The sequence below is a fragment of the Streptomyces sp. NPDC003635 genome, assembly GCF_053587635.1.
Genome location: NZ_JBSFOK010000097.1, coordinates 1 through 8,900, shown reverse-complemented (window position 1 = coordinate 8,900; position 8,900 = coordinate 1). Strand labels below are relative to the sequence as shown.

Genomic DNA, 8,900 nt, shown 5'->3' with positions numbered 1-8,900 from the left:
CCCGGCACGCACTCTCGCCGCACCGGGCACAAGCCCAAGTACATCCAGTACGAGGGCTTGCACCCGGCACGCCGAGAGCACGCACCGGACGCCGCCCCTTGACGGGCAAACGTTGCCTGACGCGGCACTAGTCATTCGGTGACCGGCCGCCAGGCCGTGCCCAGCACGCAGTACGAGGTCGGCAGCGCCGGTCCCTTGTCCGGCACCATGATCCGCCGGTAGGGGCCGAGTTCGAACCCGGCGCCGCGCAGGGCCGCCACCGGCTCCCGGGCCGTATGGCAGCCGCCGCTGACGAGCGGCCACACCGTCCGGTCCAGGGCCTGCTGGGTGAAGGTCATCACCCGTCCGCCGCCCCGCCCGTGCTCGAAGAACCGCACCACACCGCCCGGCCGCAGCACCCGGCGAATCTCCGACAGCGCCCGCGGTACGTCACGCACGCTGCACAGCACCAGCGAGACCACTGCCGCGTCGAAGGCCTCGCTCTTGACCGGCAGCGCCTCCGCCGCCCCCGGCACCACGTCCACCGGGACCTCGGCGCGCATCGCCGCCTCCACCGCCAGCTGGCGCAGCACCCGCTCCGGCTCGATCGCCACGACCTCGGAGACGGTGCCCGGATAGTGGGCGAAGTTCAGGCCGTTGCCCGCGCCGATCTCGATCACCCGCCCGGCGAGCCCGGCGAGCAGGCGCTCGCGCAGCGCGCCGATGCCCATCTTCGTCTCGGCGTTCACACTGAGGTGGGCGTAGCAGCGGGCGAACAGCGGATGGTGCACGGCATCCCGCGGCACCTTGCCGGAGCCGACGGACCGAAGCGGCATGGGAACCTCCCGGGGACGGACGGGCCGTACCCCGATTGTCCCCCGGACGCCCGCCGCGCACCCCCGCTGTGCGCCCTTGGTGAGCGGCTCAGGCGATGAAGTCGCGCACCTGTTCGTAGACGCCGTAGTCGTTGTTCATGTCGGTGTGCGAGACGCAGCCGACCTCGACGTTGGTCGCCCCGTTCAGGATCGCCGTGGTGTCCGGGGTGAGCGCGTCGTCGCAGTTGGACCAGTAGCTGGCGTACGAGACACTGCCCGGGGTCTCGTCACCGGAGTTCAGGGCGGTCAGGAAGGAGCTGCCGGTGTACATCTCGGCGCAGGAGGTGTACAGCCAGGAACACCACGAGGCGGTGGTCGTACCGTGGTTGGTACCGGCGGTCGAGACGAAGTCGTCGACGTACGCCGTCCCCCCGAGGTTCTTGAGGTAGTAGCGGGAGCCGAGCGCCCCCATCGAGTGGACGACGAGGTCCACCTTCGCGGCCCCGGTCTGCGCGCGCACGGTGTTGATGTAGCTCGCGAGCTGGTTGGCGGTCGTCACGTTCGACTGGGACCAGCTGTAGGACCAGGCGTACAGCTCGGAGGAGGTGTAGCCGTCCGCCTTGAAGTCGGCGATCCAGTCGTCCCAGCTGCTCGAGGAACTGCTCAGCCCGTGCACGAAGACCACGGGGTCGTGGGTCGCGGCCTGGGCGGGTGTGGGGGAGAGGGAGAGAGCCAGAAGGAGCGAGGCGGCCGTCGCCGAGACGGCCGTGACGATGCGACGCGCGGTGCGCTGCATGAGTGCCTCCTGAGGCGTGTGGGGTCGCCAGCCGACGCCCTGTGGCAGGCCCACGCCACCGGGCAGGACAACGGCGCCTGCCATCTCCAGGCCGCCCTCGCCATGTTCGCGGCGCTCACCGGCGAAGCGGACCTGTGCCGCGAACGCGCGGCCACGGCACGGTCGTACGCCCTCGCCCACGGCCTGGGTCTGCCCGCGGCCCTCGCGCAGTGGGCGCTCGCCCTTCTCGACCTGGGCAGTGGCCGGTTCGCCGCGGCGGCGGCCCGGCTGCGGGCGCAGGCCGGATTCGGCCCGGGGCACGGTCATCGCGCGATCCGTCATCTGGCCACCCCGCACTACGTCGAGGCCGCCGTCCGCACCGGGGACACCCGGATCGCCCGGGTCGCCCACGCCGACTACCACCGCTGGGCGAGCACCGTGGGCAGCGCCGACGACCTGGCCCTGAGCGCCCGCTGCCGCGCGCTGCTCGCGCCCGGCGCCGAGGCCGTCGAGCACTATCGCGGCGCGCTCGCCCTGCACGGGCGCGGCACCCGTGACTTCGAACGCGCCCGCACGGAGCTGCTGTTCGGCGGCGCGCTACGACGCCTGCGCCGCCGGACGGAGGCCCGGGACCGGCTGCACAGCGCCCTGGAGGCGTTCGAGTACTTCGGCGCCCCGCACTGCGCGGCCCAGGCCCGAGCCGAACTACGCGCCCTGGGCGCCCCCGCGGACCCCGCACCCGCCACCGACGACGACCCGACCTCCCGCCTCACCGCGCAACAACTCCTGGTGGCCAGGATGGCGGCGGAGGGCGCCACCAACCGGGAGATCGCGGCCCGCCGCGCGTTGAGCCCCCGCACGATCGACCACCACCTGCGCGGTGTGTTCGCCCGGCTGGGCATCAGGTCGCGGATCGAACTGGTCCGACTGCTCGCCCAACAGGCCTAGAGCGCCGCGCGCTCGCGGAACGCGGCGCCGTCCCACGTCCCGCCCAGTTCCGGGCCGAGCCAACTCGGCGCCGCCGCCCGGAAGTCAGCCGGTGCCAGGGCCCCGGCCCCGGCGGGCGGCGCGCCCACCAGGGGCGCCCCGGACACCTCCGGCAGGTCCGCCACATTGCAACGGGACGCCAGATCGGGCGCGTCGGGCCAGCTGCCGATCACCACGCCCAGCAAGTCCAGCCCCCGGGACCGCAGTTCACGAGAGGTCAGCTCGGTGGAGTTGAGAGTGCCCAGGCCCGCCGGGGCGACCACCACGACCGGCGCCGCCAGCAGCCCGGCCGCGTCGGCCAGGGTGCCGCCAGCCTCGTCGAAGCGGACCAGCAGGCCGCCCGCGCCCTCGACCAGCACCAGATCGTGCTCGGTGGCCAGCTTCGCCGCCGCCTCGGCGATCTCCCGCGGGCGCACCGGCGGCAGACCCGCCCGGCGGGCCGCCGTCGCCGGCGCCAACGGCTCGGGGTAGCGGGCGAGTTCGGCCGTCGTCAGCCCACCGGCGAGCCGCGCGCACTCGTCGGCGTCCCCGCGCTCGTCCGGTCGCAGCCCGGTCTGGGCCGCCTTGAGCACGGCCACCGTGCGGCCGGAGGCCAGTGCCGTGGCGGCCACGGCCGCGGTCGTGACCGTCTTGCCGATCTCCGTGCCGGTGCCCGTGATCACCAGAACCGTCATCTCAGCCCTCCCGTGCCGCCGCGCACACCGCGCGGGCGATCCGCGCCAGGTCCGCGTCGGCCGTGACGTACGGCGGCATCGTGTAGATCAGATCGCGGAACGGCCGTAGCCACACGCCCTCGCGCACGGCCGCCTCGGTGGCCGCCCTCATGTCCACGGGGCGGTCGAGCTGGACGACCCCGATGGCACCGAGGACCCGTACGTCCCGCACACCCGGAACGTCCGCGGCGAGGGCCAGCCCTTCGCGCAACCCCGCCTCGATCCGCTTCACCTCCGCGAGCCAGTCCTGGCCGAGCAGCAGCTCGATCGAGGCGCAGGCGACCGCGGCGGCCAGCGGGTTGCCCATGAACGTGGGTCCGTGCGCGAGCACCGGCACCTCGCCCCGCGAGATCCCGTCGGCCACGCGCGAGGTGCACAAGGCGGCGGCCATCGTCAGGTAGCCGCCGGTCAGCGCCTTGCCCACGCACATCACGTCCGGCGTCACCGCGGCGTGGTCCGCGGCGAACAGCGCCCCGGTACGCCCGAACCCGGTCGCGATCTCGTCGAACACCAGCAGTACGCCGTGCTCGTCGCACGCCTGGCGCAGCACGCGCAGATAGGCGGGGGAGTGGAACCGCATGCCGCCCGCGCCCTGCACCACCGGCTCGACGATCACCGCGGCCAGCTCGTCGGCGTGCCGCTCGATCGCCGAGCGCAGTTCGTCCGCGTAGGACTCCTCGTACTCGACGGGCGGAGGACCGACGAAGACCTGGCGCGGGAGCACGCCCGTCCACAGCTCGTGCATCCCGCCCTCGGGATCGCACACGGACATCGGCTGCCAGGTGTCCCCGTGGTAGCCGCCCCGCCAGGTCAGCAGCCGCTGCTTGCCGGGCCGCCCGAGCGAGCGCCAGTACTGCAGGCACATCTTGACGGCGACCTCGACCGACACGGACCCCGAGTCGGCGAGGAACACATGCTCGAGACCCTCGGGAGACATGTCGACAAGGTGCTTCGCGAGGCGGACGGCGGGCTCGTGCGTGAGCCCGCCGAACATCACATGGCTCACCCGGCCGAGCTGCTCGCGCGCCGCCTCGTTGAGCACCGGGTGGTTGTAGCCGTGGATGGCCGACCACCAGGACGACATCCCGTCGATCAGCTCGCCCGAGCCGTCGGCCAGGCGCAGCCGCACCCCGCTCGCCGACTCCACGACGAGCGGTTCCTGCCGGCCCGGCATCGGCCCGTACGGATGCCACACGTGCTTCCGGTCGAGGTCCAGCAGCTCGGGCACGCTCAGGTCATGCATTGGGCGCGAGATCCGTTCCGGCGCCCCGGCGGCGGACGGCGACGAGGTCGCTGCGGACCTCCCCCGGCTCCGCCTGCTGAACCGGTACGGAACCGCAGACGCCGCCGCCTTCGTGGGAGCCGCAGCCGCCGCAGTCGTGGCCGCCCTCACGGCCCTCCGCGTGGGAGCCGCACCCCCCGCCTCCGGCGGTGGCCCGGTGCTCCGGCAGGGTCACCTCTTCGGCGCCCTCCACCTCGAACCCGGCGTCGGCGATCATGTCCAAGTCGGCCTTGCCCGCCTGGCCCTCACTGGTGAGGTAGTCGCCGAGGAAGATCGAGTTGGCCAGGTGCAGCGCGAGCGGCTGCATCGTGCGCAGATGGACCTCACGGCCACCGGCGATGCGCACCTCGACGTCCGGGCAGACGAATCGCACCATCGCGAGGATCCGCAGACAGCGCTGCGGGGTGAGGTGCCACTCCTTGGCCAGCGGGGTGCCCTCGAACGGGATGAGGAAGTTGACCGGCACCGAGTCCGGGTCCAGCTCGCGCAGCGAGAAGACCACGTCCACCAGGTCCTCGTCGCTCTCGCCCATGCCCGCGATCAGACCGGAACAGGCGGACAGGCCGGCGGAGTGCGCCTTCTGCACCGTGTCGACACGGTCCGCGTAGGTGTGGGTGGTGGTGATGTCGCCGTAGGTGGCCTCGGAGGTGTTGAGGTTGTGGTTGTAGGCGTCCGCGCCCGCCTCCCGCAGCCGTTCGGCCTGGCCGTCTGAGAGCAGCCCGAGACAGGCGCACACCTCGACGCCCTCGTTCTGGTCCTTGATCGCCTTGATCGTGTCCGAGACCCGGTCGACGTCACGGTCGGTCGGACCGCGCCCGCTGGCCACCAGGCAGACGCGCTTGGCGCCCCCGGCGAGCCCCGCGGCCGCCGCCTTCGAGGCCTCGTCGGGCTTGAGCCAGGTGTACTTCAGGATCCCGGCGGTCGAGCCGAGCCGCTGCGAGCAGTAGGAACAGTCCTCCGGGCACAAGCCGGACTTGAGGTTGACGAGGTAGTTCAGTTTCACCCGGCGGCCGAACCAGTGCCGGCGCACCTTGCCGGCCGCGGCCACCACATCGAGCAGGTCGTCGTCGGACGTCCCGAGGACGGCCAGGGCTTCCTCGCGGGTCGGCAGCTCGCGCCGCAGCCCCTTGTCCACCAGCGTGTTCAGCAGGTCCATGAGAGCTGATCCTGTCCTACGGAGTGGTTCCTGGCCAAGGAGAGTTCGTACAACTCGGGCGCTTCGACGTGTGGGTATTGCCACACCCTGGGTGCCTGGTCGTCCCGCTAGTGTCTGTGCGCTGCCTACAAAATCCCCGGAGGACCCATGGCGTTCGGCTGGATCGACGAGCAGGCGGAGCTCCGGCGCCGCGCCGGACTCGTACGGACGCTGCGCCCCCGCCCCGCCGACTCGCCGCTGCTGGACCTGGCGAGCAACGACTACCTGGGCCTCGCCCACCATCCCGAGGTCACCGAGGGCGCGGCCCGGGCGGCGCGGACCTGGGGCGGCGGGTCGACCGGCTCCCGGCTCGTCACCGGTACGACGGAACTCCACACGGAGCTGGAGCGCGAGCTCGCGGACTTCTGCGGCTCCGAGTCGGCCCTGGTCTTCTCCTCCGGCTACGCGGCCAACCTCGCCGCGGTCACCGCGCTCGGGCCGCACGGCTCGCTGATCGTCTCCGACGCGGGCAACCACGCCTCGCTGATCGACGGCTGCCGGCTGGCCCGCGGGACGACCCAGGTGGTCGCGCACGCCGAGCCGGACGCGGTGCGCAAGGCGCTGCAGACGCATGACGGACCGGCCGTCGCGGTCTCCGACACCGTCTTCTCGGTCGACGGCGACGCCGCCCCGCTGGCCGGACTCGCCGAGGCGTGCCGGGAGCACGGCGCGGGGCTCGTCGTCGACGACGCGCACGGGCTGGGCGTGCTCGGCGACGGCGGCCGGGGCGCCCCGCACGCGGCGGGGCTCGCCGGCGCCGACGACGTGGTCGTCACGGTGACGCTGTCCAAGTCACTGGGCAGCCAGGGCGGTGCCGTGCTCGGCCCGGCCCGTGTCATCGACCATCTGGTCAACGCGGCCCGAACCTTCATCTTCGACACCGGCCTGGCTCCCGCTGCGGCCGGCGCCGCCCTCGCGGCCCTGCGGCTGCTGCGCAGGGAGCCGGAGCGGGCGGCCCGGGCGCGTACGGTGGCCGCGGAACTGCACGACCGCCTGACGGCCGAGGGGCATCAGGCGGTACGTCCGGACGCCGCCGTGGTCTCGGTGCGCGCGCCCTCCCCGGAGGAGGCCGTGCGCTGGGCCGCCGACTGCCGGACGGCGGGCCTGGCCGTGGGCTGTTTCCGTCCTCCTTCCGTGCCCGACGGCATCTCTCGGCTGCGGCTGACCGCCCGCGCGGATCTCACGGACGGACAGATCGAACGCGCTGTACGGGTCATCGGCGGGACACGACCATGAGTCGGCGTGACACGGCCCTGCCGCCGGGGCTGCGGAACTGATCGATTGCGGTCAGGATCAGGATGTGAACGCGGCCGTGAAGTTCGCCCAGCTCTCGGGGGAGAAGAGCAGCGCGGGCCCGGCCGGGTCCTTGGAGTCGCGTACGGCGAGCAGCCCGGCCCCTGGACCGGAACGCGGCCGGGCGGTCTCCACGCAGTTGTTCGCACCCGTGCTGTAGCTGCTCCGCAGCCAGCGCACGACGTGCAGTTCGGTAGTGGAAGGTACGTTCCGAGGCAGTGCAGACATGGTGCCTCCTTACGCGCCGTCAGCTATCCCGGCGATGTAATCCAACGATTCCTCGGGCGAAAGGGCGTGGATCTGAAGGGTGGTGAAGGCCTCCGTGTACGCCTGGAGGTCTTCTTTCCGTTCGAGGTAGAGGCTACTCGTCAAGTGGTCGAGAACAACCACATCCAGATCAGAAGTGCGCGAAAATGAGAAGACAACGAAAGGGCCCGTGACACCGATGTGCGCCCCGGCCGTGAACGGCAGGACCTGCAAACGCACTTGAGGCAGCCGTCCCGCCTCCACCAGCCGCCACAGCTGCCGGGCCATCACCCCCGGTCCGCCGATCTCCCGGCGCAGCACCGCCTCGTCCAGCACCGCGCTGAGCTCCAGCGGTGGCTCCCCGCGCAGCACGTCCTGCCGGGCCAGGCGCACCTCGACCAGGGCGTCGAGGCGTTCGTCCGTCTCGTCCAGGCCGCCCACCGCCGCCCGGGTCACCGCCCGCGCGTACTCGGGCGTCTGCAAGAGCCCCGGCACCACGGAGGTCTCCAGCGTGCGCATCGCGCTCGCCTGGGACTCCAGGCTGATGAAGTCCCGGTAGGTCGGCGGCAGCACCCCGCGATAGGCGTGCCACCAGTGGTGGCGCCCGGCGCCGTCGTCGGTCCCGGCCAACACCAGCAGTAGCTCCCGCAGTTGGGAGTCGGCGACGCCATAGGCGTCCAGCAGTAATCGCACATCGGCCGGTTTCACCCCGCTGGCGCCGGTCTCGATCCGGCTCACCTTCGACTGGTGCCAGCCCACCAGACGCGCCGCCTCACCACTGGTGAGGCCCGCCCCGGTGCGCAACGCACGCAGTTCGGCGCCCAGTTTTCGGCGGCGTACCGCGGGACCGTGCTGCATGCGGTCCTCCTTACTCCAACCGGGCCGCCCAAATACGGTCTCGCGTAGCAGAGTTCACCGCTTTGAGCGACAGATATATGCATATCTTGGTGGATCGCCACCGTGACCGGCGCGGTAATGGCAGTCTGGCGAAGAAGCACCAGTCCGGGACCGTACTCGAACCATCCGCTCCGTGTCGGACTGCGGTCCCGTGGGAAAGGGACGACGTCGCCATGGCAGACCATCTGGAAGCATCCGTCACTCTGCCGAGCGATCCCGCCTCGGTCTCCGCGGCCCGTGGCTATGTGGTCAGCACTCTCGCGGAATGGGGGCTGCCCGCGGAGACGGACGTGGCCGACACCATCAGGCTGATCGTCTCCGAACTCGCCACCAACGCCGTACAGCACACCTTGGGTCAGTCACCCACCTTCACGGTGGACATCGAGCTGCACCATGACGAACAACTGCGCATCGGGGTCACCGACAGCCACCCGCGCTTCCCCAAACGCCTGCCGGCCGCCGTGCAGCAGGACAACGGCCGGGGGCTGGTGATCATCCGCTGGCTGACCGCCGAGTGCGGGGGCCGGCTCAGAGTCAGGCCCACCCGGGAGGGCGGCAAGACGGTCTCCATCGAGCTGCCCTGGACCGTACCGGTCCGTCCGGTCACCACGGCCGGCCAGCAGGAGCCCTAGGGCACACGAAAGCAGAAGGGCGCCCACCATCGGACGCCCCCCTGGTGCACCCGTCGGGGCGGCGGCGTGTCAGGGACGCCGCCGCC

Annotated in this window: 9 protein-coding genes and 1 pseudogene; 3 read left to right on the top strand and 7 right to left on the bottom strand. The window is 72.1% G+C overall.

The window, feature by feature from the left end; translation table 11 throughout:
- Window positions 1–131 precede the first annotated feature (131 nt).
- Together ACWDRW_RS39770 and ACWDRW_RS39765 are read right to left on the bottom strand one after the other, a co-directional pair.
- A complete protein-coding gene (locus ACWDRW_RS39770) occupies window positions 132–815 on the bottom strand; it encodes a class I SAM-dependent methyltransferase (protein ID WP_451733311.1) in 684 nt (227 codons plus the stop codon).
- 88 nt (window positions 816–903) lie between these two features.
- On the bottom strand, window positions 904–1,590 hold the full coding sequence (locus ACWDRW_RS39765) for an esterase/lipase family protein (protein WP_451733308.1): 687 nt from the start codon (window positions 1,588–1,590) through the stop codon (window positions 904–906).
- Between the two features lie 33 nt (window positions 1,591–1,623).
- On the opposite strand from ACWDRW_RS39765, the pseudogene ACWDRW_RS39760 reads away from it, so the two are divergent.
- A pseudogene (locus tag ACWDRW_RS39760) lies at window positions 1,624–2,517 on the top strand (LuxR C-terminal-related transcriptional regulator); the annotation flags it as partial.
- Here the strand turns inward: ACWDRW_RS39760 and bioD are convergent.
- The 3 genes from bioD to bioB are packed head-to-tail and all read right to left on the bottom strand — an operon-like array spanning window position 2,514 to window position 5,707.
- Window positions 2,514–3,230, bottom strand: a complete 717-nt coding sequence (bioD, locus tag ACWDRW_RS39755) for a dethiobiotin synthase (protein WP_451733307.1) — start codon at window positions 3,228–3,230, stop codon at window positions 2,514–2,516. The pseudogene ACWDRW_RS39760 and the gene bioD sit on opposite strands and share 4 nt — an antisense overlap.
- 1 nt (window position 3,231) lies before the next feature.
- On the bottom strand, window positions 3,232–4,512 hold the full coding sequence (locus tag ACWDRW_RS39750; RefSeq protein WP_451733305.1) for an adenosylmethionine--8-amino-7-oxononanoate transaminase: 1,281 nt from the start codon (window positions 4,510–4,512) through the stop codon (window positions 3,232–3,234).
- Complete coding sequence (gene bioB, locus ACWDRW_RS39745) at window positions 4,505–5,707, bottom strand: biotin synthase BioB (protein WP_451733302.1); 1,203 nt, start codon at window positions 5,705–5,707, stop codon at window positions 4,505–4,507. The genes ACWDRW_RS39750 and bioB overlap by 8 nt, the downstream gene beginning before the upstream one ends.
- Window positions 5,708–5,854: 147 nt before the next feature.
- On the opposite strand from bioB, the gene ACWDRW_RS39740 reads away from it, so the two are divergent.
- Window positions 5,855–6,982 (top strand): 8-amino-7-oxononanoate synthase, encoded by a 1,128-nt coding sequence (locus tag ACWDRW_RS39740; protein ID WP_451733300.1) that lies wholly within the window; start codon window positions 5,855–5,857, stop codon window positions 6,980–6,982.
- A 57-nt stretch (window positions 6,983–7,039) separates the two neighbouring features.
- Here ACWDRW_RS39740 and ACWDRW_RS39735 read toward each other — a convergent pair whose 3' ends face one another.
- Together ACWDRW_RS39735 and ACWDRW_RS39730 are read right to left on the bottom strand one after the other, a co-directional pair.
- A complete protein-coding gene (locus ACWDRW_RS39735; protein ID WP_451733297.1) occupies window positions 7,040–7,267 on the bottom strand; it encodes a DUF397 domain-containing protein in 228 nt (75 codons plus the stop codon).
- A gap of 9 nt (window positions 7,268–7,276) precedes the next feature.
- On the bottom strand, window positions 7,277–8,143 hold the full coding sequence (locus ACWDRW_RS39730; RefSeq protein ID WP_451733294.1) for a helix-turn-helix domain-containing protein: 867 nt from the start codon (window positions 8,141–8,143) through the stop codon (window positions 7,277–7,279).
- A 212-nt stretch (window positions 8,144–8,355) separates the two neighbouring features.
- On the opposite strand from ACWDRW_RS39730, the gene ACWDRW_RS39725 reads away from it, so the two are divergent.
- Complete coding sequence (locus tag ACWDRW_RS39725) at window positions 8,356–8,814, top strand: ATP-binding protein (protein WP_451733291.1); 459 nt, start codon at window positions 8,356–8,358, stop codon at window positions 8,812–8,814.
- Window positions 8,815–8,900: the final 86 nt, after the last annotated feature.

What these genes read in the sequence shown, in the direction of transcription:
- bioD (WP_451733307.1), bottom strand. Translation starts at nt 3,230, where the DNA reads ATGACGGTTCTGGTGATCACGGGCACCGGCACGGAGATCGGCAAGACG.
- ACWDRW_RS39750 (WP_451733305.1), bottom strand. Translation starts at nt 4,512, where the DNA reads ATGCATGACCTGAGCGTGCCCGAGCTGCTGGACCTCGACCGGAAGCAC.
- ACWDRW_RS39735 (WP_451733297.1), bottom strand. Translation starts at nt 7,267, where the DNA reads ATGTCTGCACTGCCTCGGAACGTACCTTCCACTACCGAACTGCACGTC.
- bioB (WP_451733302.1), bottom strand. Translation starts at nt 5,707, where the DNA reads ATGGACCTGCTGAACACGCTGGTGGACAAGGGGCTGCGGCGCGAGCTG.
- ACWDRW_RS39740 (WP_451733300.1), top strand. Translation starts at nt 5,855, where the DNA reads ATGGCGTTCGGCTGGATCGACGAGCAGGCGGAGCTCCGGCGCCGCGCC.
- ACWDRW_RS39730 (WP_451733294.1), bottom strand. Translation starts at nt 8,143, where the DNA reads ATGCAGCACGGTCCCGCGGTACGCCGCCGAAAACTGGGCGCCGAACTG.
- ACWDRW_RS39770 (WP_451733311.1), bottom strand. Translation starts at nt 815, where the DNA reads ATGCCGCTTCGGTCCGTCGGCTCCGGCAAGGTGCCGCGGGATGCCGTG.
- ACWDRW_RS39765 (WP_451733308.1), bottom strand. Translation starts at nt 1,590, where the DNA reads ATGCAGCGCACCGCGCGTCGCATCGTCACGGCCGTCTCGGCGACGGCC.
- ACWDRW_RS39725 (WP_451733291.1), top strand. Translation starts at nt 8,356, where the DNA reads ATGGCAGACCATCTGGAAGCATCCGTCACTCTGCCGAGCGATCCCGCC.